The sequence below is a fragment of the Aurantiacibacter atlanticus genome, assembly GCF_001077815.2.
In the GTDB taxonomy this organism is placed as follows: Bacteria; Pseudomonadota; Alphaproteobacteria; order Sphingomonadales; family Sphingomonadaceae; genus Alteraurantiacibacter; species Alteraurantiacibacter atlanticus.
The window spans coordinates 598,240-623,971 of sequence record NZ_CP011310.1; the positions used below are offsets into that span (position 1 = coordinate 598,240).

The following is a 25,732-nucleotide window of genomic DNA, read 5'->3' on the forward strand; positions in this document are numbered from 1 at the left end:
TTGGCGGGAACATGCTCCCCGTCCGGACCGTTGGTTTCTCAAAGGAGAATTCAATTGTCTCATACTGATCCAAAATCGCAGGAACAGCGCCAGTCCGATCTCGCGGCGGAAAACCATAACGACGAACAGGATGATCACCGCGCACAGGCACAGGAAGTTGCCGAGCAGGCGCAGGATCCTTCCTCTCGCAAGGCAAGCCCGACCGAATCGACCAAGGGTCCCGGAAAAAGCGATCTGATGGGCGATTCCACGCAGGATACCGTCGATCACATGCGCGATATGGAAAGTTCGGGCCGGGTCGACATGCACGCCTATGATGGTGAGCCCAATCATGACGACAATGTCGATAAATATGGCAAGGCCGCCAAGCCTGACGGGCTGCGTGGCGACGGTACCTGATCTGATATTTGAAGTAAGCTAACCGGCCGCCCGGGTCGTGACAGATGCTTTGGCTGACATGTGGCACTACCCGCATGTCAGCCACTTATGCTTCCGTCATTCAGGAACCACAGTCCGAAGGTCAGCAGAAGCGCGCCTGCGGAAATCGACCACGCAATGAGCCTGATGTTGGGCAATTTGGGTGAATCCACCGCATGGGAAGACAAGCGATCGAAGGCCTTGCACGCCCGCCTTTCAGCACCCAGCGCGAAAACGATGGCTAGCAGAATGAACAGCGTGGCAATGGCTTTTGCCAGCCAGGGCGGATCAAGCTTGCCAAACAGCGCATTGAAACCGATCCCTATGGCGATGGCGGCAAAGGCGGTGCGCATCCAGCCCGCAAATGTGCGTTCCAATGCCATGATTGTGCGATCTTCGGCCCAATTGGTGCGGTTTTCCGCCCACTTGGTGTTCTTGTCATCGCCCTGATCGGCTGGATCGTCCTGCGCCATGCAGGCAGATTAGGGCCGCACCGGCGAATTGCAAACTGCTCGGCTACTTCTCATTCGCCTCGCGCTTCAGATCATACAATAAATCCAGCGCCTCACGCGGGGCGAGGGCATCTATATCGAGCGATTGCAGCCTTTCGCGAAATGCGTCGCGAGTATCGGCAGGCACCTCCATGGCGGCAGCAAACAATGGCAAATCGCCCAGCCCCGCGGCAAGCCCGCCTGTTTCGGCGCGGCCCTTTTCGAGCTTGTCGAGCACAGAGCGCGCTCGCTTGACGACCGGGGCAGGAACGCCGGCCAGCTTGGCCACCGCAAGTCCATAGCTGCGGTCCGCCGCGCCCTTTGTAACTTCATGCAGCAATACCAGATCGCCCTTCCATTCCTTGGCGCGAACATGATGCAGGCTCAACGCCTCGCAAGTGTCGGCGAGCCGCGCCATTTCATGATAATGGGTGGCAAAAAGGCAGCGGCTGGTGTTGGTTTCATGGATGGCTTCGGCCACCGCCCATGCCAGCGCGAGCCCGTCATAGGTGGACGTGCCGCGCCCCACCTCGTCCAGAATTACGAAGCTGCGCGGCCCTGCCTGGCTGAGAATGGCGGCGGTTTCGACCATTTCGACCATGAATGTGGAACGTCCGCGCGCCAGATTGTCCGACGCGCCCACACGGCTGAACAATTGGTCCACCAGCCCGATACGCGCCGCCCGCGCCGGAACGAAGCCGCCCGCCTGTGCAAGCAGAATGATAAGCGCGTTCTGTCGCAGGAAGGTAGATTTGCCGCCCATATTTGGTCCGCCAACCAGCCACAGCCTGTCTTCGGCTGAAAGCGCGCAATCATTGGCGACGAAGCGTTCCTTGCCCGCCTGCGCGGCCAGCGCGCCTTCCACCACCGGATGGCGTCCGGCCTCGATCGCAAGGATGGGTTCCTCAACAATTTGCGGGACACACCATTCAGCCTCGGAAGCGCGTTCGGCCTGCCCCGCACTTACATCGAGCCGGGCAAGCGCGGCGGCGGTAGCGGCGATGGCTTCGCTGCGCTGGGCCACCCGTTCTGTCAGCTCCTCGAAATGTGCTTCCTCGGCAGCCAGCGCATGGCCGCCCGCCTCGGCAATGCGCGATGCCTCTTCATGCAGGGTGAGGGAATTGAAGCGCACCGCATTGGCCATGGTCTGGCGATGGGTGAATCCACTGTCTGCTTCCATCAGCTTGTCGGCATGCTTGGCGGGCACTTCAATGAAATAGCCTAGCACGCCATTATGCCTGATCTTGAGTGCAGGCGTGCCTGTATCTTCGCGATATCGCGCTTCCATCGCGGCGATTGCTCGGCGGGCATTGCCCGAAACCTCGCGGAGTTCATCCAGTGCGTGGTCGAAGCCTTCAGCGATGAACCCTCCATTCTGCCGCTCTGTCGGCGGTGCGGGGACAAGCGCGCGGGTCAGAAGATCGGTCAATTCCGCATGGCCGACCAGGTTTGGCAGGAGATATTCGAGCAAAGCCGGTCGATCGGGCTTTGCGCGCATCATCTCGCTGATCTGTCGCGCCTGAATCAGTCCGTCACGCACTTGGCCAAGATCACGCGGTGAGCCGCGCCCTGCCACGAGCCGCCCCAATGCGCGGCCAATATCGGGCATGTTGCGCAAGGCCCTGCGTAAATCGGCGCGCAACAGCGGGTCGTCGTGAAAATATCTCACCGATGCGAGGCGTTTTCCTATGCGGGCCCTGTCGGCCAACGGGGCTGACAAATCCTCTGCCAGAAGCCGCGCACCTGCGCCTGTCACACAGCGATCCACTGCGGCGATAAGCGAATGGGAGCGTGTGCCTTGCTGATTGGCGAGAATTTCAAGGCTGGCACGGGTCGATTCATCCATTGCCATGAATTCAGCCGAAGGGCGCGCTACAGGTGGCAGGAGCAGCGGCAATTCGCCGCGACCGGCATGTTCAAGATAAGCGATTAATCCACCTGCCGCAGCCAACATGGCGCGGGAAAACTGGCCAAACCCATCCAGCGTGGCAACGCCGTGCACCGTCTTCAGTCGTGCTTCACCTGCATCGCTGGCGAAACTGGCAGGCGGTCGTCTCACGCCATCTGCAGGGTCATGTGACCAGTCTTCGGGCACCACGATTTCGCTTGCCCCGATCCGTGCCAGTGCTGCGCCCAGTCTTTCGGGCGGAAATTCTTCAAGCACCATTGCGCCTGTCGAAATGTCGCAAGCGGCAAGCCCGCAGCTTCCGCGCAGATCGCACACCGCCGCAAGCATGTTTGCGCGGCGCGGCTCAAGCAGAGCCTCTTCGGTCAATGTGCCTGCAGTCACAAAGCGCACGATGCTGCGTTTCACCAGCGCCTTTGACGCATGCCCTTCTGCGCGAGCGCGCTCTTTCGCCTGTTCAGGAGTTTCCACCTGCTCTGCAATTGCGACACGGCAGCCGCCCTTGATCAGCCGAGCGAGATAGCCTTCTGCCGAATGCACTGGCACGCCGCACATCGGCACGGGCCTGCCTTCATATTCCCCCCGCGTGGTCAGCGCGATATCAAGCACGCCGGCCGCTGTGCGGGCATCATCGAAAAACATCTCGAAAAAGTCGCCCATGCGAAAAAACAGCAGGCAATCCCCAGCCTCTGCCTTGAGGTCGAAATATTGCTGCATCATCGGAGTTGCTGTGCCGGCCATGGATGACGGCGGCGGTAGCGGGAAATGGAATGATTCGGGAAGGGGCGAGATGCCAGCTTTCCCCTATCCCCGCGCGCCAAGTGCCTCTATGCGGAGTGAATACAGGAGAACAAGCTTGGAAGACGAACCCAATCAGAGTTTCACGGCGCGCGAGGCGCTGTTCTATCACGAGACGATCCGCCCCGGTAAAATCGAGATCATCGCATCCAAGCCGATGACAACGCAGCGCGATTTGAGCCTCGCCTATTCGCCCGGCGTAGCGGCCCCGGTTGAAGCGATTGCCAAAGATCCCGCACTGGCTGCGAAATATACCGCGCGATCAAACCTCGTGGCGGTGATTTCCAACGGCACCGCAATCCTTGGCCTTGGCAATCTGGGCGCACTGGCATCCAAGCCGGTGATGGAAGGCAAGGCTGTCCTGTTCAAACGCTTTGCCGATGTGGATTCGATCGATATCGAGCTCGATACCGAAGACCCTGACAAGTTTATCGAAGCGGTGGCTTTGATGGAGCCGTCCTTTGGCGGCATCAATCTTGAAGACATTGCTGCGCCTGAATGTTTCATCATCGAACAGGCCTTGCGTGAACGGATGAAAATTCCGGTCATGCATGATGATCAGCACGGCACCGCGATTATCGCTGCTGCGGGCCTTCTCAACGCGGCGCATCTCACCGGACGCGATCTGAAGGATTGTCGCATGGTGGTAAATGGTGCCGGTGCCAGTGCGCTGGCCTGCACCGCCCTGATCAAGGCGATGGGTATACCGCATGAAAATGTCATTGTGTGCGACAGGTCGGGCCCGATTTACATCGGCCGCGAGAATGTCGATCAGTGGAAAAGCGCGCATGCGGTCGATACGCCGCACCGAACACTGGAAGAGGCGCTGGTAGGCGCGGATATTTTCCTCGGCCTGTCTGCAGCTGGCGCCTTGAAGGCCGAATGGGTGGAAAAGATGGCCGAACAGCCAATCATTTTCGCCATGGCCAATCCCGTGCCCGAAATCATGCCAGATGTTGCGAAAGCCGCACGTCCAGATGCCATCATCGCAACCGGACGCAGCGATTTTCCCAACCAGGTCAATAATGTGCTGGGCTTCCCTTTCATTTTCCGTGGTGCGCTGGATGTGCGCGCCACCGCTATCAATGAAGAAATGAAAGTTGCTGCTGCCCGCGCTATCGCCACGCTGGCGAGGGAGCGCGTGCCTGATGAAGTCGCCGCGGCCTACGGCATCAACCACAAGTTCGGTCGGGAATATATCATCCCCGCACCATTCGACCCCCGCCTGATGGAGCGGGTGTCCTGCGCGGTTGCCAAGGCGGCGATGGATTCAGGCGTTGCCCAGGATCCGGTTGCAGATTTTGACGAATATACGCTGCAATTGCGCGCACGTCTCAATCCTACGACATCGGCGCTGACCCGCGTTTATGAAGACGCCAAGGCCAATCCCAAACGCTGGGTTTTTGCCGAGGCGGAAGAAGATGTCGCGCTGCGTGCAGCGATCCAGTTCCGCGATTTTGGCTATGGCACCCCGATTTTGGTGGGTCGCACCGAAAAGGTGCTGGAAAAGCTGCGCGAACTTTCAGTCGATGATCCCGAGAGCTTTGAAATCGCCAATTCGGCCAATTACGACCAGATCGAACCGATGGTGGACTATCTCTACAAGCGGTTGCAGCGGCGCGGCTATACCGAACGAGATGTGCGGCGCATGGTCAATCAGGAACGTAACGTCTTCGCCGCGCTGCTGGTGGCGCTGGGTCATGGTGACGGGATGATCACCGGTCTTACCCGCACTTACAGCCAGGCTGCGCGAGAAATCAGCCACGTTATCGATGCAAAGCCCGGGGCAACGCCTTTCGGTGTGCATATGATCATCGGCAAGAACCACACGACCTTTTTGGCTGATACGACCATCAATGAACGCCCCACCGCCGAACAGCTGGCCAATATCGCGGTGGAAACGGCTGCGGTTGCGCGGCGTATGGGGCATGAACCGCGTGTGGCATTTCTGTCCTACTCTACCTTCGGTAACCCTTCGGGCAAATGGCTGGGTGCGATCCGCGATGCCGTGGCGATCTTGGACGAGAACGACCCGGGTTTTGAATATGAAGGCGAAATGGCGCCCGATGCCGCGCTCAATCCCAAGGTGATGGCAATGTATCCGTTCAGCCGCCTGTCCGGACCTGCCAATGTGCTCATTATGCCCGGCCTGCAGAGCGCGAATTTGTCTGCCAAGCTGCTGCGTGAACTATCGGGCGATGCGACAATCGGGCCGTTGATGATCGGATCGGAAAAGCCGGTGCAGATCGCCCCGATGACAGCCATCGCACCCGATGTGCTGACCTTGGCTGTGTTGGCCAGTGCAGGGATTGTCGGCTGAGAAAAATCTGTGGCACGTCGGATGCTGTTTAAGCCTCCGGCGTGCCATTTATCGCCGTGTGACCATTTATTGCACTTAGCGATAGCTGCATTTTACGGCAGGCATGCGCTCATTTGCCCTGTTTTTTAGTCCTCAAGAGCCCTTTAGGTTTTTCTGAGCATCGTCACGATGAAAGCCATGACGGCTACGATCGCAATGCTGATACCAACCGCACTCGACTGCTGCGATACAATCGCCGCAGCGACAAGCATGCCTGACGCTGCGATGCTGATAGCAAGCTGACGCCCCGACTTGCGTATCGTGGCAGCGATCAGCTCATCTGGGTTACTTTCTACCGCAACTTCGATTTTGCCTGTCCGCGCGTATCTTTCCAGGTGCCCGGCAAGTTCCGGAATTCTCGACGTTAGTGCCGCCACACTGGTGATTGCTGACTTCCCGATTGCAAACGCCCGCCGCGGATCAAGGCGTTCCAGCATCAGTTCACGGGCAAGTGGAGCAAGCTCCGCGGCGATGTCGAAATCCGGTTTAAGCCGCCGCACGACGCCTTCGGCAATCAGTAGAGTTCTCAGCATCAGCGCGAGATCAGGGGGCAAACCCAGATGATGGGTGCGCAGAATGGCAAATGTCGCCTCGAAAATCGCTGAAAGCTGAATCTGGGCGAGCAACGTCCCCTTGAACTGATCAATCAGCGCCGCGATGTCGTCCTCAAGGGCGCTCCGGTCAACTGCCGGCCTTCCCGCCCAATCCAGAAGGACATCCACCGCCTGGGCATGGTTTTCGCCTGCTATGGCAAGAATGAGCCGCACTATTTCATCGCGGCGTGCCGGTGAAAGTCGCCCTACTGCTCCGAAGTCGATAAATGCCAATGGCCCGTCCGGCTGGACCCAGACGTTGCCCGGATGCGGGTCTGCATGGAAAAGGCCATTGAACAAGATCATGCGCAGAACGGCCTGGGAATAGGACGTGGCCGCAAGGTGTGGATCGATATTCTCGAGCGCTCTTTCGTCCGATACCGAAAAGCCGGAAAGGCGCTGCTGAACATTCACTCTGTGGCTGGTGTATTCCCAGTAAAACTTGGGCACGGTTATGCCCAATGTTTTCAGAAATTCGCCCAACTCTTCTGCCGCACGTGCTTCTGATGACAGGTCCATCTCATCTGAAAGACCTTTGGAAAAGGCGCGCAAGAGTTCATCGGGGCGGAGGCGTGCGACCTCTGGCATCCGGCGTTCGGCCAGCCGGGCGAGCCGTCTGAGAAGTCGCAAGTCAGCATCGACAATTCGGGCCATGCCTGGCCGCCGGACCTTCACAACCACTTCTTCACCGGATTTCAGCCTTGCCGCGTGCACTTGCGCGATTGAGGCCGCAGCGATCGGTGTCCTGTCAAAGCTGGAAAAAACCTCCTCCGGCGCAGCACCCAGATCCTCCAGCAGGACGGAAGCGATATCTTCGTAAGGCAATGGTGCCACATTATCCTGCAGCGTTGCCAGGGCGCCTGTCCATTCTGGCCCGAGCAGATCGTCGCGTGTCGCGAGAATCTGGCCAAGTTTGACTGCGACGGGCCCAAGATCCTGCAAAAGTTCCACCAGCGTTTCAGGGCGCGTCGGCAAAGGTTCGGCACTAGCGGTGCGATCAATGCCCAGTCTTGCAGAAACGCCACGCCAGCCATGTTTGGCGAACATGCGGGTGATGTATTGAAGTCGGGCTAATTCTCCCTGAGGTCTTGTATCCTCCGGCAATTTTTCATCCTTTCGAGGGGACATTATAGCGAATCCAGCCTGCGCTGATCCCTATGTCCACAATCTACAATCGTCATCCTGTCTACACGGAGTATCGAAATCATTCGGCGGCGTATGATGGGCGGCATGGCGTTCGGTTTCAACGGATCAGCAAACGGTGTTCAACTTCCTTCATCCGGGCCTTCCCAGCCTAGACCCAGTGATTTCTGGATCGCAATATAACTTGCGGTCAATGCGGCTATCGCTTGTTGTAAGTTCGCCTCTGCCATCAGGCGCTCTCGTTCGGCTGCATTCAGATGGGCACGCGAGATGACCCCTGCCTCATGACGCTGTCGATTGAGCTCTGCTGAGTGCGTTGCCGATTGCTCCACCAGAGCAAGCGCGGCCACGGTGCGTCGCTGTTGGGCAAAGCGTGACAGTGAATTTTCTGCGTCCTGCAAAGCTCCAAGCACGATCTCTCGGTATCGCGCTTCGGCCTCGGTTTGCGCTGCCTCGGCCTGGTCGATGCCCGCAGCAGTTCGTCCGAAATCGAGGAATCCCCACTGCAATTGCGGCACTGCGATGGCCGAAAGATCAGCAAGATCAAACACATCAGAAGGGGAAGTGCCACCGATCCCGAGAATGCCCATAAATGAAATCTTGGGGAAACGTGCGGCCTCTACCACACCGATCCTTGCAGTGGCGGCGGCGAGGTTGCGTTCAGCCGCGCGAATGTCGGGCCGCCGGGCGATGAGCGAGGCGGGGTCTCCGATATTCACCTGCTCTGGCGGAAGCGGCAATGGCACTGGCCCTGCGAGAAAATCATCAAGGTTGCCCGGTGCCAGTCCGACAAGGACCGCAAGTGCATTCAGATAAGTCTCTGCATCGGCTTCCGTCGCGGCCAGATCGGCATTGAGCGACTGCAGAATGCTGTTCGCCTGGCCTATCGGGAATGCCGCGATCGCGCCCTGTTGGTGACGCTGGATTGTTAATTGCAGGGTTTCCTCCTGCAAGGTCACTTGCTGGCGCAGTGACGCGATACGCAGCTGGCGCTCGCGCAATGCAATATAGGCGCGTGCGACTTCAGCCGTCAGCTGAACTTGCGCATCAGCTGCAGTGGCGACAGACCCAGCTGCGAGCGCATTGGCTGCTTCGATCTTTCGCTGCTGGCCGCCTGCCAGATCGATCTCCCAATTGGCGCTGAGTCCCAGATTATAGATGCTGAGTGAGGAATTCTCCTCATCGACTGGCGGCCCACCTTGAGGTGGGCTGTTATTCGTTTGGAGGTCCAGTCCCGGCACTTCAGCCTGAATGCTTGTTGCCTGAGCGCCAGCAGTCGGCCAGCGATTGGCGCGCTCCTGTTCAACCGAAGCTCTGGCCTGCGCGATTCTCGCCTGGGCAGCCTCAAGTCCCGGATTGCCAATAATCGCCATCTGTTCAAGCTCGGTCAGCACGGGATCGTCGAGCGCGACCCACCAGTTTGCGAGCAATGGCATGGCCGAGGATGTGTCCGCCTGTTGACGTGCGAAAGCGGCGTCAGGAACGCGGGCGCTGGCAAGGTCCGGTGGCCCGGCATAGTCAGGGCCTACAGTGCATGCCGAAAGGAAGGTCAAAGCCAGCAGGAACGGAATTGGATTTTTCATTCATACCTCAATGCATGGACAGTGACATGTCTTTGGGAAGCGGACGAAGGAACAGCACCAAAGGTAACGTCAAAAGGGTCGCAACGCCCATGATCCAGAAGATATCATTATATGTCATGACGAAGGCTTCTCGCTGGATTATGGCGCCTAGTGATCGCATCGCGGCGTCGGCGCTTCCATATGCGTGCGCTAACCCATCAAGATAATCCTGCAGCAGCGGATCGTTGCGCGAAAGTGTTTCTTCCATCCGCCTGCTATGCAGCCACATCCGTTGATCCTGAAACGACGCAAGCGCCGCGAGAGCGAATGAGCCTCCCAGATTGCGGGCGGCATTGAATATTCCTGATGCATCGCCAGCATCTTCCTTGGCAACAGATGCGATGGTGGCCTGGTTGAGAAACATCATCGTCAGGATCATTCCGACGCCGCGAAGGAGCTGGCTTTCGGTGAATACTGCACCGCCCGATTCAGCGGTAAGGCTCGTGCTGATGAAGCAGCTCAAGGCCATGAAACCCATACCGGCCCCCACGGCAATCCTGATATCGAGCCGTCGGATAACTACCGGAAGAAAGGGCATTATGACGAATGCCGGAACGCCCATCCAGAAAATGACCTTGCCGGTTTGAAACGCGTTGTAATCCGAAATGAGCGACAGGAATTGGGGAATTACGAACATGGAACCATACATCACCATGCCCAGCGCAAGCGCCATGATACTGACGCTGGCGAACTGACGGTTGAGAAGGATCTTGAGACGCAAGACAGGCTTTGCCGCAAAAATCTGGCCGGTGAACAACAGGGCGAACCCGATTATCGAGATGCCGGTAAGGCTGACGATGAAGCTTGAAGAAAACCATTCTTCGCGGTGCCCTTCTTCAAGCATGATCGTCAGCCCTCCAAGACCAAGGATCAAACCGATAATGCCCGCCCAATCAGCATTCCGCAGGTAATCCCAGTCTGGTTTTTCGTGTGGAAGACCAAGGAGGAGCAGGAGCAACAGGACCCCGCATACCGGCACGTTGACGAAGAAGGCGTAGTGCCAGCTCAAATTCTCTGTCAGCCAGCCACCCAGCAGCGGCCCGAGAACCGGGCCGAGGATCACTGTCATGCCGAACAACGCCATACCGATCGGTTGCTGGCTGGGCGGGAGCCGCTTGGCGACTATCGTCATCGCCGTCGGGATCAACAGGCCGCCCATCAGACCTTGTCCGGTCCGCCCGACAACCATCGTCATCAGATCGGTAGCGACGCCGCAAAGAATGGAAAAACCCGTAAATGCACTGACCGCTATCAAGAGAAGTGTTCTGAGGCCAAGAAGCCTTTCAAGCCAGGCGCTGAGCGGAATGACAACGATTTCCGCCACCAGAAAAGACGTGGCAATCCAGGTGCCTTCAGTGACGCTTGCGCCGATCTCTCCCTGGATGACAGGAAGAGCCGAATTGACGATCGAAACATCGAGCGTCGCCAATAGCGCGCCCAAGGCGCCTGCCGCAACGGCAATCCATGCGGACGCGTCCGCACGTTCCGGGACGCGGCTGGCAGGTTGGACGTCGGTCGCCATCGTCAATCCTGCGCGGCTGCTTCGCGAAGATCGTCCAATTGCCCCTTGGCCGACCGGGTATCTACCGTCACAACCACGGACATCCCCGGAACGAGCAATTGGCGCACTTCCGGCGATGCGGCAATTGCGATCCGTACAGGAACGCGCTGGACGATCTTGGTAAAGTTCCCCGTCGCATTTTCCGGCGGCAGAATAGAAAATTCAGCGCCCGTGCCCGGGGCAATACTCGCGATATGGCCGTCGATATCGAGGTCCGACAAGGCATCGACTTCGATGGCCACCGGTTGCCCTACCCGCATAAGTCCGACCTGCGTTTCCTTGAAATTGGCTTCGATGAAGATCTGTTCGACAGGCACAACGCTCATCAAGCGTGTACCCGGCTGGACGAATTGTCCCTGGCGGACTGCAACGTCCCCCACGCGTCCGGAAATACTGGCGCGTAACAGGGTCGATTCCACATTAAGCTGTGCGGCCTCCAGCTGTGCCCGCGCTGCATCGGCCTGCGACCGAGCTTGACCAACCTGTTCCCCAAGCGTTCCGATACGTAGCTGTGAAGCCCGCAAAGCGGCCTGGCTGGCATCGACCTGCGCTCTCGCCATGCGCGCCTGGGCGCGAAGCTGGTCCAGTCGCTCACGCGGTTCGGCACCCGATGCGGCCAGCGGTTCGTATCGTCGAAGTTGATCGGCTGCCAACGCTGCCTCTGCGCGAGCAGAGGCCAGTTGAGCTTGTGCCTGAGAAATCGCCGCCCGTTGTTCGCCAATCTGCGCACGCACAGTTTGTGCATTAGCGAGCGATGCCTCTATCTGGGCCTGGACCTGGGCTTCTTGCGCGCGGTAATCCCGCACATCAAGTTGCACCAATGGGTCCCCCTCCTGCACATCCTGGTTTTCCTCAACCAGAACGCGATCAACATAGCCGCCGATCTTGGGGGCCACTATAACCGCATCGGCTGCGATATAGGCGTTGTCGGTACTTTGAAAATACTTCCCTGTGGTCTGATAGTCCCAGTACCACCACGCACCAATTAGTAGCAGCGCAATAGCGCCAATAATCAGCGCCAGCCTTACTTTGCGCGACTTCAAGGGGGATGATCGCTTGGCCGCGTCAAGGTCTTCTGAGGTTTCGGTTTCAGTCACAACGCTCGTTTCTTTCCGTGTACTTGATCGAGGAAGGTGAGGATGGCTGAGCAGAAGGCGTCGTTGCGATCACCGACAACCATATGCCCGGCTCCGGCAATATCAGTATATTGCGCATCGGGCACGAGCTCACGCAGATGCGCTACGGCGTCTTCCGACACCAGGTCGCTTGATCCACCACGGATCAAATTTACAGGCAGCGTCAATTTGGAGACTGCCTTGCTGAGAGATTTCAGAACGTCTTCCTGAGCATCATTGCCATCGCTGCGCGACTTGGTGAGGGTCTCGATGAATTTTGGGTCCCAATGCCAATAATAGCGGCCATCATCACGCTTCCTCAGGTAACGATCGAGATTGCCTGATGATTTTCGTTCGCGGCGGTGCGGAAGATAATCTGCTATGACCTTCGCTGCCTCCTCTGGCGAGGCGAAGCCATCATTTATATGGGCTTGCATGAAGCCGATCACGCGCGATACGCCGGCTTCTTCCATTTTCGGGGCGACATCGACCAGCGTAAGCGATGCAAAACTGTCTGGCGCCAATTCTCCCGCGGCGATCATCCCGGCCATGCCGCCAAGGGATGCCCCCACCAATGCAGGTGGCCGGTCCAGTTGATCGGATATCGCAACAAGATCAGCGGCAAAATCGGCGATATCATAGGCGCCATCGGCGGACCACTCGCTATCGCCATGACCGCGCAAATCGATAGCTATCGCCCGATAGCCAGCAGCCCCGATTTTCCGTCCGACCCGCGTCCACGCCAATCGGGTTTGCCCGCCACCATGCGCGAGCAAAACCGGGAAACCGTCGCCGGGGCCGAATTCACTCGCAATGAGTTCCAGACCCGCAAGGCCTCCAAATTTGATGTCGTTAGTCGGCATTTGCCGCGCTATATAGTAAACTGCCTTACAGTAAACTACTTTATCTTCCTGCGAATATGTTTATCAATATGCCAATGACCAAGGATATAGATCAGCACAAGGCCCCTGAAGGCGCGAGCTTCCTTACGGAAACCGATGAGCTCGTCTTTCTGCTAGAGGAGGTGCCAAGACGGCTGCGGCAGGCCTTCGATGACGCGCTCAAACACTTTAGTCTCACGCGGACACAATGGCGAACATTGGCATATGTGTTCCGGACAGAGGGACTTACGCAGACTGAGCTGGCGCATTGCGTAGAATTGGAGCGGGCCAGCATCGGTCAGGCGATCGACCGTCTTGAAGAATTGAATTATGTCGAGCGGCGGAAGGGGGACAGCGACAGGCGCGTCTGGCAGATTTACCTGCGGCCTTCCGCTCACCAACTCTTGCCCGAGCTGAGGCGTGAAGCCGATGCCGTATACGAGAAAATGCTCAATGGCATCGCTAAGTCTGAAAGAGCCAGGCTTCATAAAACCCTGGGCGATTTGTCGAGGAATTTAGCGAAAAGCCTCGTTGCGCGCGAGATTGAAGCGTCAAATTAACAGCTGATCAGATGTTTGCACGGGCAGCACTTTTCGGCATAAAGTCACCTCGTGATCGACTGCGTAGCCTTCGAAAAGCCTGCGCGTTTTGCCACCCCTCCCGCCTTCGGGCTTCCATTTGTCGCAGCCCGATGTGTATATTCCCGTCAGAATGTCGCCGTTCAAAATGAACGATAGACGCGACGGGCGAATGAGAATAGTGTAGCATCAATGGCGCGACAGAACGAAACTGAAGACAATCAGAATGGCAAGCGCCGAGAGAAATTGATACAGGCGGCAGCTCGTCTGTTCAACAAGAATGGCTACGACAGAACGACGGTGAGGCAAATTGCTGCCGAGGTTGGGCTGACGTCGGGTAGCATTTTCTATTATTTCGAAAGCAAGGAAGTTCTTCTCGAAGAGGTGATCGCGTTCGGGATGAAATCCGGCCTCGTCCTCGTGGAAGAATTCCTGTCAGGTGTAACGGGGCCCCTTTCTCGCTTTCATGCGCTTCTTGCATCGCATCTGTCAGCTATCACCGGACGACCGGGAGATGCGCATGAAGTGTCTTTTTCGGCGTGGAAGAGCCTGCCTCCTGAATCCCGACAGCGATTGCGGAGTCTCAATCAGCTGTATCGCGAAATCTGGATGCAATCTCTTACTGAATTGAAGGCGCATGGATATCTTCACAGCAGTCCTGAACACTGCCGACTTGTGTTGATTGCCGCCCTTAATTGGTCACCAGTCTGGACAGACGTGACCACGAAATCGCAGCTCAACAAAACCGTCGACCATTTTTGTTCCGTTCTGCTCAATATGACAGATGCGGAATTTCGCGATCTCCTGATGGCGGAGCAGGCTGAGGAAGCCGCCAAAGCAGAGGCGTGAGACCCTCCTTTTGCTCATCTCGAGCCGAGAGCCTGATCCGGCCCCAATAGCCAAATCCATAAACGGAACCTGCATGACCGAGTTTGTGTCAGCCTGATGAGCAAGGCCGACGCAGCGCGTAGGACATTGGTCAGCTCCAGCAGACCCTTCCCCGAGCTTTCCGGCGCCAGACGTACCCTGATAACGATATGCACGGGAACAGGGTTACGGCAGGTGCGACCGTGTTTGAGGCGCTACCATGGAGCAATCGCGCACTATGGTTTCGCGCCTAGTATCAACCCTCCCGAAACCAAGCGCGCGCCAGCCTTGACGGGCGGCGGCCTTGATAGTGCGGCGCTGTCAACGCGGCTGGCATGACGAACCACATGGCATCGAACATGCATCAGGTGGTTGAATATTTGACAAACCAATCTCGATGTCTCATTGAGCGCTTGGTCAAACACATGGGGCAGTCGTTGAGAGCGGCCGCTTTCCATGCCTGAGGGGAGAGAATTATGAAAATGAGTGCTTCTACGTCCATTGTAGCGATTCGGGGCGCGCTACTGGCTGCCTGTGCGCCTGTCGCGCTGGTGCCCGCTGCTGCATTTGCCCAGGATCAAGATCCAGAGGCGGCTGAAGCCGCCCAGGTTGAAACGCGTAGTGAAGAGCGCGGGCTTAACACGATCGTGGTTACAGCCCAGAAGCGCGAGGAATCGGTTCAGTCCGTTCCCGTCGCCATTTCCGCTTTTGCGGGTGATGCCCTGGAAAACGGGCAAGTCACATCAACTACCGATTTGGCCCAGTTAACACCGGGGCTTACATTTAATACATTCCAGCCTGGTCAGCCGGAAATTTCGATCCGTGGCGTTGGCACGAAGGAAGATGGCGCGGGTGCATCTGACTCCACTCTGGTGATGGTCGATGGCGTCTATATCGCAGCCCGATCAGCATCAAACATCGATATCTTCGATCTCGAACGCGTGGAAATTCTGCGAGGACCTCAGGGCACTCTCTTTGGTAAGAATTCGATCGGCGGCGTTATTAACTACGTAACCCGGAAGCCCGATGATATCTTCCGTGTAAGATTGCGTCAGACTGTCGGCAATTACGATCAGTTCGATACTGCAGGCGTGGTTAATGTGCCGCTGGCAGATAATCTCTTCACGAAGTTCTCTTTCAGCCGCAGGGCCTTTGGCGGTTATGATGAATGGATCATTCCAGGTCAGGACGAACAGCCCTGGCGCACTCCGGCCCAAAGCACACAGATCGGCGGAAATAACCAGTTTGCCTGGCGTTCGCAGACCTTGTGGGAAGCTACGGACACTCTGGAGGTTCTGCTTTCCTTTGATGGTGTCGATGAAGAGCTAGGCAATATCAACCGCCAGCCCATCGGTTCGACCGGCCCGCTTCACGACTGCGGTTGCGCATCCGATCCTATCGCTGTCGATATCGCTCTGGGCGGCGCTGACTCGGTTCGCACCTATCTGGGCGAAGAGGACAATGGCGGCGAACGTGACGCCTTCGGTGTGACATTAGAGCTCACCAACGAATTTTCCTTTGGTACCCTCACCTTTAGCGGAGCGTATCGCGAATCTGATTATTACTTCACACATGACGACACTGGACTGCCCCCTTCGCCGCCAGTGGATTTGACGGGATCGAACGGAAATCCCAACGATCTTCTGTTGGGTGATCCGAGCATCGGGTTCACTTTCGACAACAGTGACATTGTGTGGGAAGATTCTGAGCAGTTCACCGGAGAAGTGCGCCTTGCCTCCAACCCCGGCCGCTTCAACTGGCAGGTCGGTGCGTTTGCCACGAGCGAGCAGATCAATCGTTCTGAAGGCATTTTCTTCACCGCGCTGGCTGATGCGTCGCTCGATCCCAATCTGGCGATCGCTACCATGCTGTTCGACGGATGGGCCGTGGCCACCTATGCCCAAGTGGGATATGAATTGACGGATCGTTTGTCCGTGACCCTTGGCGGTCGTTATTCCTACGAAGAAAAAGAGATCGTCGCATTTAACGAGATGGCGACTTCGCCAGACTTGCAGCTCGTCCTGTCCGCATTTCCTCCCACAGAAGGAGAGGATAGCTGGGAGAATTTCTCTTGGAGAGTGGCGCTGGATTACGAAATTGCCGACGATGTTATGGCCTATGGTACCATATCAACCGGCTTCAAGAGTGGTGGCTTTACCGGCTCCGCAACAACAGCCGAGGGCGCTACTACACCGTTTGAACCTGAAGAGGCTACCAACTATGAAGTTGGTTTGAAGGGCGATTTCTTTGATCGTAGTTTGCGCGTCAACCTTTCCGCGTTCTACGTCGATTATAAGGACCTTCAGGTCACTCGCTTCTTCCAGCCGGCGGGCTCGGTTGCAGGGGAGTTCATTACCGAAAACGCCGCGAATGCCGAGATCAAGGGTTTTGAAGCCGAGTTCACTGCTCTGCTGACGGACAATCTTGAGATTGGTGGCTTCTACTCATACCTCGACGCAACCTTCGCTGATTTCTTTGGCACTCCGGACATTTCCGGTGGTGGCGATTTCTCGGGGAATGACTTGCGCCAAGCCCCTGAGCATAGCGTTGGTGGCCATATTCAATATGAGGCCGATCTGGGCGGAGATTCAGGCAGCTTGACCGCCAATGTCAGCGGCAGATATCAAAGCCTGGCTTACACCAATGTCGATAACAATCCGCTTGATGTGATTCCTTCACACACCGTGGGAGATGCATGGCTCGCCTGGAATTCCGCTGATGATCAATGGATGGTTCAGGCTTGGGTCAAGAACTTCACTGATGAAGTTTATCGCACGCACGTCTTTACCCAGCGCGGTAATCGCATTGGCTTTGGTACATTCGCACCACCGCGGACGTATGGTATGACGGTTCAGTTCAGCTATTAATTCTCATTGAGGCCAATAGTCGGACGTAAGTAGATTTCATCGCAGATTCCTGCTGGCGCATGCCAGCAGGATCGGAATAGAGGGAAGAGTGCTTTCATGCGTATCGCGGCCAGGTTTTATACAATTGCACGTATTTGATCTGGATGAAGCACTCACTCCCTGTCGAGACCATCGGGGTGTCGATATTGTCTCTTCCGAGGGCCGCCGGGCCTATCTGTGAGCTTATGCGGAGTTCAATTATCATAGCATGATATGGGGTTCTTGAGGGCGCGTTTAGATTTCAAGATTGACATCGGGCCAACGCGTCATGGTAGCATGCGTTGCCAAGCCACATATTTCCTGGATTCTTCCGGTGCGGGTGCAAAAAATTTTGGGAAGGGCCTGTCTTATGATGAGCAGGAAGTCGTGAGAGTTTTGTCGGCGTTTATACCCGATTAATGGTGCTCTGCATAATTGGCTTCGTGAACTGTTCACGCGACTGAATTGCGGTGTCTTACAGAGGAACAATGAGTGTTCGTTGAAGTTTGCAAAAGTACTGAAATTTCGGACGGTGACGTAATGCGGTTCCTGCCAGAAGGATCCGAAGACGCGATCGCCGTCTGTAATTCAGAAGGCGAATTCTATGCAATTTCGGACAGGTGCTCGCATGGTAACTGGAGCCTTGCCGAGGGCATAATAGAGAACTGCCATTTGGAATGTGTCCTCCACGGTTCTGCATTCGATCTGAAGACGGGCTGGCCAGACAAACTCCCGGCGACAAAACCGGTCAAGGTTTTCGATGTAAAGGTCGAAGATGGTGCTGTGCTGGTCGACCTTTCTTCAGGCAGAATCAGCGATCAGGGCGCGCATTGACGCGGGCCAACCAAGGCGCGGATGACGCAGCAGCGAATGATCCGCTCGCGTCCGCTACACATGGTGGATCGCAGACCTATCGCATCACCATTCCAGAAATCGATCTCTCTGCATCCTGCAAGGAAGGGGAGAGTGTTCTTGCTGCCATGGTCAGACATGGCATCAAACGGATTCCTTCGGGGTGTCACGGCGGCGGCTGCGGCGTTTGCAAGATCAAGATCGATGCCGGTCAATACAAGGCTGGGAAGATGAGCCTAAGCGCAATCTCGCGCGAAGAGATGGACAAGGGGTACGCCTTGGCGTGCAAGACCTTTGCCAAGGAAGACCTGGAGATCGCCGTGGTTGGGGCAATGCGCAAGTCTTGGAAACTCACCCCCTGACCTTCGCCTAGTTACTCCGCTGGCTCCACGGCTTTCGCTTTCTCACGTAGTTCGTATTTCTGAATCTTGCCGGTTGCGGTTTTCGGCAATTCTTGAACGGTTACGCGAGTCGGGCATTTGAAATGTGCCAGGCGATCACGGCAAAATTCGATGATTTCGCTGGGCGTAACATCCTTCCCCTGAGCTGTCTCAATAAAGGCGTGCGGTGTTTCACCCCACTTTTCATGAGGAGCGGCCACAACTGCGGCTGCAGACACCGCAGGATGTTTGTACAAGACCCCCTCCACCTCGATGCTGGAGATGTTCTCTCCGCCTGAAATGATAATATCCTTGGAGCGGTCCTTGATCTCTACGTATCCGCCCTGATGCCAGACAGCGAGGTCGCCACTATGGAAGTATCCCCCGGCAAGCGCGCTCTCTGTAGCCTGAGGGTTCTTGTAATATTCTGACATGACAACATTGCCGCGGAACATCACTTCGCCAATCGTTTCGCCATCTTGGGGAACTGGCTGCATGGTTTCCGGATCTAATACGGCAACTTCTTCGACCATAGGATAGCCGACGCCCTGCCTTGCCTTCAAAACCGCTTGATCATCGGCGGGCAATTCGTCCCATTCAGGAAGCCATTCGCAAACAGAACAGGGACCATAAACTTCGGTAAGGCCATATGTATGGGTAATCTCGAAGCCCGAGGCTTGCGCTTTTTCCAACAATGCAGAAGGCGGTGCGGCGCCGGCTGTCATGATCGACAGAGGAGCGCTGCCTGTTCTATTTGCAGCATCTGCGGCATCAACCAGCATGCGAACGACGATGGGCGCTCCGCACAGATGGGTCACGCTATGCTCGTCAATGAGACTGAGTAGATTTTGTGGGTCCACGCCGCGGACGCAGACATTGACGCCACCCTGAAGCGCAATCGTCCATGGGAAACACCAGCCGTTGCAATGGAAGAGCGGCAGGGACCACAGATAGACGCAAAAACGAGGCATTTCCCAGGCAAGCGAATTGCCGACGGAGTTCAGATACGCGCCCCTATGGTGCAGTAATACCCCCTTCGGATCGCCCGTGGTCCCCGATGTATAATTGAGCGCAATTGGATCCAATTCGTCTAAATCAAACTCTGGCAGCGTTGCTTCCGCCCCGGTTTTCAGAAAGTCTTCATAAGAACAATCCGCAAATTCCGGTGCGCTCCCTGCTTCCGCATCTTCAATATCAACCACCAGAATGTCGCGCGAGGATTTCGCTATCGCTTCGCCTACGACCTGCGAATAATGTCTGTCGACGAGGAATACGCGGGCTTCGGCATGCTCGATAATGAAGGCAACTGCCTCTGCATCAAGTCGGGTATTGATCGCATTGATGATACCCCCAGCCATGGGGATTCCGTAACACGCCTCCAGCGCCGCAGGGATATTGTCTGCCAGAATTGAAACTGTCTCACCTTTTTGCAATCCCGCGCCTGCAAGTGCGCCAGCGAGATTATGGCACCGGGCAGAAAACTGCGACCAGGTCCAGCTTTGCGTGCCAAAGATGACGGCAGGACGATCAGCAAATACCTGTGCACTTCGCCTCAAGAAACTCAAAGGAGTTAAAGAAGAGAAGTTGGCAGATGTGACCAGATTTCCTGAATTAATATTACTAGGCAAAATCCAATTCCCTTAACAATATTGGGTAGTTCTAAGAAGTACGGCAAATTTTAGAACATTCATACTATCTAACTATATATATCGCGCCCTGACGTAAGGTGTCGATAATGCAAATGCTTCATGGCGACGGGTTCGTTGTGATATTTGTCACGCTTAAGTGGCCGAAGTCTTTTGTCAACCCAGATCAAAACATGGACCAATTCTCATCGGCGGATCTCCGAAACGTTGCACAGACGGAAACATCCTACCGATCCAGCACCAGATTTCTGGCAGTAAAATCAGTACTGCAGCGCGTAGGGGCGGGGCAAAGCGGCGTGTGCGCCTCGCTCAATATCCCGGCAAGAGTTTTGATAACGAGATGGTCCTTGACAGCATTGCTATCCCAATCTAACAAACTAACCAAGCGATCAATTAGTAACTCGCAGGTTTCGGTCCTGCAATGAATGCACAGCGCCCCGAGGAGAGCACGACATGCAAAATGAAACTCAGGCATCCAGAGCCAATGGTTATGAAGATCTGATCACCGATGATCGCGTTCATTCCTCCCTCTACACCGATGATGATGTGTTCGAAGATGAAATGGCGTCCATCTTCCGCAACGGCTGGGTCTTCATTTGTCACGAATCGGAAATTGCGGGCCCTGGAGATTTTGTAAGGCGCAACGTCGGACGCGATCCGGTCTTTGCGATTCGGGCGCGAGATGGCGAAATTTCCGTCATTGAAAACCGCTGCGCGCATCGCGGAAACATTATTTGCCAAGAAGACAGCGGCACCGCCAAGGCGCTTGTGTGTCAATATCATGGCTGGGCTTACGACACCAAGGGCGCTCTGATTGACGTGCCATATCCCGCTGGTTTCAAGGGGGACTTTGCATGCCACGGGCTTGAGCGTTTGCCAAAGGTAGATAGCTATCGCGGTTTCGTTTTCGCATCGTACAATGCTGATGTGCCTTCGCTGCTCGACCACCTGGGTAAAGCGACCGCGCTGATCGATCAGGCAGCAGAAATGTCTCCTGTAGGCCGCCTAAGGCTTTCGGGCGGATGGATTACCCACCGGTTTAACTGCAACTGGAAAATGTTGCCGGAAAACGACACGGACGGCTATCACGTTAACTTCGTGCACCCCTCTTTCGCCCAGGCGATCCGGTCGAATTACGATGAGGCTGTGCTGCAGGATGAGGAAAGCCTCAAATCGCAAGCGAAGGATTGGGGCAACGGCCATACCGAGCTGAACTTCTCTCCGTCATACACAAAGTCGCTGGAGTGGTTCGGGTGCGCTGCAGATCGTTATCCTGCATATACCAAGGCTATGACGGATGCCTATGGTGCTGAAAAGGGCGAGAGCATCCTTCTGGATGGGCCGCCGCATGCAGTCATCTTTCCCAATCTGTTCCTCGGCGAAATGAACATTGGACGGTTTGAACCCGTAAGCCCCGGGGTCTGTCTGCATATACACACGCCGATGTATCTCGAGGGCGTCGATGACGATGTCAATCATCGCATATTGCGCCAGTCCGAGGGTGCGCTTGGGCCGACCGCCTTCCTCCTCGCCGACGATTGCGTCATCGCTGAGCGTACGCAAGGTGCCCTGGCCGGCGAGGGTGGCTGGCTGGATCTAAGCCGTGGATCCGAACGGGAAGTCACGGATGAATCCGGTATTGTTGTCGGCCATCTCACGGACGAAACCTCAAACCGTGGTTTCTGGCGTCATTACAAGAAAGTCATGCTGGCATCCGATCCGCAGCCGTCTCCGGCAGTCGCTGTAGCGTAATTTGATCGCGGCCGAGCGTATCGGCAAACACACTAAATATACTGAGGATGGCGAGGCCATGGTTACAATTGAAGAGCGTGTGCGGATTGAAGAATTTTTGTTCAAGGAGGCGCGGCTCGCTGATGAATCCTGCTATTCTGAATGGGAGGCCTTGGTTGACGATGATATGCATTACTGGGTGCCTGTCAAAGAAGATCAGAAGCAGGAATCCGATCAGGTTTCGCTTCTCAATGACAACCGTGCGCGTCTTGCCACTCGCATTCGCCAGTTGAATACCGGTGTTCGGCATGCGCAATTGCCGCCTTCTCGCATGCGCCGGGTCATCTCGAACATTGAAATCGAAGCCACGGGCAATGATGAATATCTCGTCCGATCAAATGTCGTTCTTTATGAATACAGGCTTCAGGCGGTTAAAGAGATGGAAGTATGGCCTGCGCGCGTATTACATAAGCTGCGGGAAAAGGACGGCGAACTGAAAATGTTCGCCAAGCACATCTTCCTGCTTAATTCTGAAGGGCCCATTCGGGGTCTCTCCTTCATCATCTAAAGCCTGGGAGGCAATTTCCGGATTATCGCAAAAACACAATGAATACACTCAGGAAAAATTCAGCAAAGGCAGCCATTACCGGGCTGGGAGAAAGCGCATTTTCCCGCAAACCCGGCTCGACGCCCAGGGTTCTGGCCGTTGAGGCTTGTCTTGCTGCTGTTGCTGATCGTGCGATTGACATGAGTGCAATTGATGGGCTGTTGCTGAACAGGAGCCCGATCGAAGATGGTAGTGTCCTCCCGCTCCATCTGAAACGCGATCTCTGCTTGGGCGATTTGTCCTTGCTGGCGAGTATCGAAGCGGAAGGCAGTTCTGCGATACAGATGATCCAATATGCCAGTGCCGCGATTGCGGCCGGCACGGCGACCAATGTACTGTGTGTTTTCGCCGATGCACCTGTAGGCGCCGCTGGTGCAGGTGCCTCCTATTCCATATCCATGGACATGACAGGTCTGCCCGGGTGGGATGAGTGGAATGGCCTGATCGGTGCGACAAGCGGCTTCGCACTGTCGGCCCAGCGCTATTTCCACCTTCATGGCGCTGATTCACACACGCTATATGCATCAGCTGCGGCAGACAGGGAATGGGCCTCGCATAATCCCAAGGCGTTTCTCCGTGATCCGCTGAGTGAGGACGAGTATTTCAATTCCCGCTGGATTGTGGAGCCGTTGAGGTTGTTTGACTGCGCTTATCCAGTGAATGGCGCTGTAGCGGTGTTGGTTAGCGCAGCGCAGGATGCGGAGGACGGCCCCAATCCACCTGTCTATCTGCATGCTTTCGGACAAGGTCATTCCGGGGCCCGACATTTCGCCGGTAATGAGCCGGAAACACTAACTGGCGCAGAAATTGCGGCTCGAACTCTGTTGAACGGGATTGGCGCGACGCCAGCATTATTCGACTATTGCGAATTCTATGCCCCTTTCAGCATCAGCACAATTCTCTCCCTTGAGAATTATGGATTGTGTCAACCGGGTGAGGCAGGGGAAATGATCGCCAGCGGCGCGACGCGGCCCGGCGGCCAACTGCCGATAAATACCGGGGGTGGGCATCTTTCATCCTATTATCTCCAGGGAATGACGCCAGTTCATGAGGCGGTTATTCAGGCGCGCGGTCATGGGGGTGAGCGCCAGGTGCCCAATAATGATGTCGGACTTGCCACAGGCTTTGGCGGTCGGATGGAATATCATGCGGCAATGACCGTCAGCCCACACAGGCAGTTGTAAAATGGCGGATCGTATTGGCATATCACCCCTGACGGAAAACGGACCCTTCGTTGGCGAAATCCGGGAGCGGGCCGAGGCTGGCACTCTTTGCTGTTTGCAATGTTCGAACGGCTGCGGCGTGACGGACTATGCCGCGCGGATCTGTCCCGCATGCTCGGGACCTCTTGAATTGGGCGAAACCGCTGGCAGGGGACGGGTTCATTCCTTTGCGGTTAATCACATCAATTACACGCCGAAATTGGAAGCGCCTTATGTCATCTTGTTCGTTGAGCTTGATGAAGGCTGCCGGCTCGCAGCGCTTCTCGACAAGAACGAGACGGGCATGCCCGCCGTTGGAGATTCTGTAAAATTCGCAAGCGCAAGTGACGGAGCCGTGTATTTTGACTACTTAAAGACACCTGAGAGCGAAATAGCGCTTCGGTGAAAAAGGGATGAGGTTGGATATGGATGCGGTTTTAGATTCGAAATTGATGGATAGCACGCGCACCGTTTCGGACGGTTCAGGCTCGAACCTCCATTACGACAATAGGCTGGAGGTTCTTCCCCGCGATCTTGTTCGACGTACGGGAGTGAATAATCCGACGAGAACAGCTTATATTTGCGGAGATCGCCAAGCAACTTGGGGTCAGATGCATGAACGCTCTGACCTGATCGCTGCGGTCCTTTTGTCTAAGGGGGTCCGTGTAGGTGATGCGGTCGCCATTATCGCCCCTGAGTGCATAGAAGTATACGAACATTTCTTCGCTTGCATGAAGATGGGTGCAGTCCGTGTCGGAGTAAATCGAAGGTTTGCTCGGCCCGAAATTTTGCATGTGCTCAAGGATTCAGGCGCCAAGTTCTTCTTTGTTCATGCAGCATGCGCCGATCTTTCGGATCAGCTCAAGGAAGATTTGAGGCAACTCGATATTACAATTATCGGGTTTGGCGGCGAGCATGGGTTTGAAGAAGATCAGGAAACACTGATCAATGCTGTCGAAACCGTGCCGGAAATGCCGCCGCTTTCAAGCGCTGACCCACTTTTTTACAGCTACACCTCGGGGACTACCGGGGTACCAAAGGGCGCAGTGCTTACCAACGGCGGCGTGACGATGACGATTCTCCACGCGCTGGCGGAATTCGGCTTCGTTCGTGACGATCGCTTTTTTCTGCCTACCGGCAACGCCTGGGTCGCCGTTGTTCTTGCCTTTCTCGGTCTTGGCAATGGTATGGCCCAAATCATTGCCGACGGGGATTACAATCGGGAAACTTTCTTCGACACTGTGAAGGAGCAAGCGGCAACGACGTTCCTTCTTGCCCCGACAATGCTGAAGTGGGCTCTGGAAGATAACAAGAAAACCCCGTTTGATCTGTCTTCTGTTCGTATGATTATATACGGATCATCTCCTTCTTCCCCGCATCTGATCCAAAGCGTTCATGAAACCTTTGGAAAAGAAATGGTGAATGTTTACGCCCTTACAGAAACCACCTGGGGCGGGGTTACTTTTCTTTCACCTGAAGATCATCGCATTGGACTTACTGAAAAGCCTGAACTGCTCTCTTCAGTAGGGCGTCCGGCATCCCATTTCGAAATATCGGTGCGAGATGAGAGCGCCCAGCCAGTTCCTCAAGGAGAAGCTGGCGAGATCTGGCTGCGTGGTCCAACGACGATGGCAGGTTATCTCAATCTGCCAGAGCAAACTGATAAGGTTCTGAAGGATGGTTGGTTACGTACCAATGATATAGGTAAAGTGGATGAAGACGGGTATCTCTATCTTCTGGACCGCAAGAATTTCATGATCATCACCGGCGGCGTCAACGTCTATCCGGCGTCGGTTGAAGGGGTCATGGGCAAACACCCTGACGTTGCAGCAATCTGTGTTATCGGCCTTCCGCATCCCGAATGGGGAGAAGCGGTTGTCGCTGTGGTCCGCCGCAACAAGTCGGGCGGACAGGTTGGCGCGGCCGATCTGATCGAATTCTGCCGGGACAAGCTCAACGGTCCATCAACGCCGAAGCACGTCTTTTTTACTGACGAAGAATTCCCGCTAACCTCTAATTTCAAAGTCCGGAAGAATGTAGTTCGCGATCTTCTTCTGTCGAAGCCGACCGATATTCCGTGGGATATCGAGGAATGAGT

General features: G+C 55.8%; 20 protein-coding genes. 12 read left to right on the plus strand and 8 right to left on the minus strand.

Annotation, left to right across the window (positions count from 1 at the left end):
- Positions 1-54 precede the first annotated feature (54 nt).
- Positions 55-399, plus strand: a complete 345-nt coding sequence (locus CP97_RS03020) for a hypothetical protein (protein WP_063612337.1) — start codon at positions 55-57, stop codon at positions 397-399.
- Positions 400-476: 77 nt separating this feature from the next.
- Here CP97_RS03020 and CP97_RS03025 read toward each other — a convergent pair whose 3' ends face one another.
- Together CP97_RS03025 and mutS are read right to left on the minus strand one after the other, a co-directional pair.
- Positions 477-890: a YidH family protein gene (locus CP97_RS03025; RefSeq protein WP_048884737.1), complete on the minus strand. Its 414-nt coding sequence runs from the start codon at positions 888-890 to the stop codon at positions 477-479.
- A 43-nt stretch (positions 891-933) separates the two neighbouring features.
- On the minus strand, positions 934-3,555 hold the full coding sequence (gene mutS / locus CP97_RS03030; protein ID WP_048884738.1) for a DNA mismatch repair protein MutS: 2,622 nt from the start codon (positions 3,553-3,555) through the stop codon (positions 934-936).
- 115 nt (positions 3,556-3,670) lie between these two features.
- Between mutS and CP97_RS03035 the strand changes: the two genes are divergently transcribed.
- Positions 3,671-5,932 carry an NADP-dependent malic enzyme gene (locus CP97_RS03035; protein ID WP_048886666.1) on the plus strand — a complete coding sequence of 754 codons (2,262 nt, stop codon included), beginning with the start codon at positions 3,671-3,673 and terminating at the stop codon, positions 5,930-5,932.
- Positions 5,933-6,075: 143 nt separating this feature from the next.
- Here CP97_RS03035 and CP97_RS03040 read toward each other — a convergent pair whose 3' ends face one another.
- From CP97_RS03040 to CP97_RS03060, 5 genes are all read right to left on the minus strand, one after another.
- Positions 6,076-7,611 (minus strand): ABC1 kinase family protein, encoded by a 1,536-nt coding sequence (locus CP97_RS03040; protein ID WP_053106514.1) that lies wholly within the window; start codon positions 7,609-7,611, stop codon positions 6,076-6,078.
- 218 nt (positions 7,612-7,829) lie between these two features.
- Positions 7,830-9,290 carry an efflux transporter outer membrane subunit gene (locus CP97_RS03045; RefSeq protein WP_048884739.1) on the minus strand — a complete coding sequence of 487 codons (1,461 nt, stop codon included), beginning with the start codon at positions 9,288-9,290 and terminating at the stop codon, positions 7,830-7,832.
- 7 nt (positions 9,291-9,297) lie between these two features.
- Positions 9,298-10,851 carry an MDR family MFS transporter gene (locus CP97_RS03050; RefSeq protein ID WP_048884740.1) on the minus strand — a complete coding sequence of 518 codons (1,554 nt, stop codon included), beginning with the start codon at positions 10,849-10,851 and terminating at the stop codon, positions 9,298-9,300.
- A 2-nt stretch (positions 10,852-10,853) separates the two neighbouring features.
- On the minus strand, positions 10,854-11,987 hold the full coding sequence (locus tag CP97_RS03055) for an HlyD family secretion protein (RefSeq protein WP_048884741.1): 1,134 nt from the start codon (positions 11,985-11,987) through the stop codon (positions 10,854-10,856).
- The gene (locus CP97_RS03060; RefSeq protein WP_048884742.1) at positions 11,984-12,868 is read right to left on the minus strand and encodes an alpha/beta fold hydrolase; all 885 of its coding nucleotides are present in this window, start codon (positions 12,866-12,868) and stop codon (positions 11,984-11,986) included. Before CP97_RS03060 ends, CP97_RS03055 begins: the two co-directional genes overlap by 4 nt.
- 56 nt (positions 12,869-12,924) lie before the next feature.
- On the opposite strand from CP97_RS03060, the gene CP97_RS03065 reads away from it, so the two are divergent.
- From CP97_RS03065 to CP97_RS16445, 5 genes are all read left to right on the plus strand, one after another.
- The gene (locus CP97_RS03065; protein ID WP_227819652.1) at positions 12,925-13,446 is read left to right on the plus strand and encodes a MarR family winged helix-turn-helix transcriptional regulator; all 522 of its coding nucleotides are present in this window, start codon (positions 12,925-12,927) and stop codon (positions 13,444-13,446) included.
- A 210-nt stretch (positions 13,447-13,656) separates the two neighbouring features.
- Positions 13,657-14,313 carry a TetR/AcrR family transcriptional regulator gene (locus CP97_RS03070; RefSeq protein ID WP_048884743.1) on the plus strand — a complete coding sequence of 219 codons (657 nt, stop codon included), beginning with the start codon at positions 13,657-13,659 and terminating at the stop codon, positions 14,311-14,313.
- Between the two features lie 500 nt (positions 14,314-14,813).
- Positions 14,814-17,198: a TonB-dependent receptor gene (locus CP97_RS03075; RefSeq protein ID WP_161485431.1), complete on the plus strand. Its 2,385-nt coding sequence runs from the start codon at positions 14,814-14,816 to the stop codon at positions 17,196-17,198.
- Between the two features lie 510 nt (positions 17,199-17,708).
- Complete coding sequence (locus CP97_RS03085; protein WP_227819653.1) at positions 17,709-18,050, plus strand: non-heme iron oxygenase ferredoxin subunit; 342 nt, start codon at positions 17,709-17,711, stop codon at positions 18,048-18,050.
- Positions 18,047-18,430, plus strand: a complete 384-nt coding sequence (locus CP97_RS16445) for a 2Fe-2S iron-sulfur cluster binding domain-containing protein (RefSeq protein ID WP_227819654.1) — start codon at positions 18,047-18,049, stop codon at positions 18,428-18,430. Before CP97_RS03085 ends, CP97_RS16445 begins: the two co-directional genes overlap by 4 nt.
- 11 nt (positions 18,431-18,441) lie before the next feature.
- On the opposite strand, the gene CP97_RS03095 is transcribed toward CP97_RS16445, so the two are convergent.
- A complete protein-coding gene (locus CP97_RS03095) occupies positions 18,442-20,076 on the minus strand; it encodes an AMP-binding protein (RefSeq protein WP_227819655.1) in 1,635 nt (544 codons plus the stop codon).
- Between the two features lie 471 nt (positions 20,077-20,547).
- Here CP97_RS03095 and CP97_RS03100 point away from each other — a divergent pair, with 471 nt between their 5' ends.
- From CP97_RS03100 to CP97_RS03120, 5 genes are all read left to right on the plus strand, one after another.
- Positions 20,548-21,846, plus strand: a complete 1,299-nt coding sequence (locus CP97_RS03100) for an aromatic ring-hydroxylating oxygenase subunit alpha (protein WP_048884746.1) — start codon at positions 20,548-20,550, stop codon at positions 21,844-21,846.
- Between the two features lies 1 nt (position 21,847).
- Positions 21,848-22,393, plus strand: a complete 546-nt coding sequence (locus CP97_RS03105; protein ID WP_227819656.1) for an aromatic-ring-hydroxylating dioxygenase subunit beta — start codon at positions 21,848-21,850, stop codon at positions 22,391-22,393.
- Between the two features lie 38 nt (positions 22,394-22,431).
- Positions 22,432-23,616: a thiolase family protein gene (locus tag CP97_RS03110; protein WP_048884747.1), complete on the plus strand. Its 1,185-nt coding sequence runs from the start codon at positions 22,432-22,434 to the stop codon at positions 23,614-23,616.
- Between the two features lie 169 nt (positions 23,617-23,785).
- On the plus strand, positions 23,786-24,040 hold the full coding sequence (locus CP97_RS16270; protein ID WP_161485432.1) for an OB-fold domain-containing protein: 255 nt from the start codon (positions 23,786-23,788) through the stop codon (positions 24,038-24,040).
- Between the two features lie 19 nt (positions 24,041-24,059).
- Positions 24,060-25,730 carry a class I adenylate-forming enzyme family protein gene (locus CP97_RS03120; RefSeq protein ID WP_063612340.1) on the plus strand — a complete coding sequence of 557 codons (1,671 nt, stop codon included), beginning with the start codon at positions 24,060-24,062 and terminating at the stop codon, positions 25,728-25,730.
- Positions 25,731-25,732: the final 2 nt, after the last annotated feature.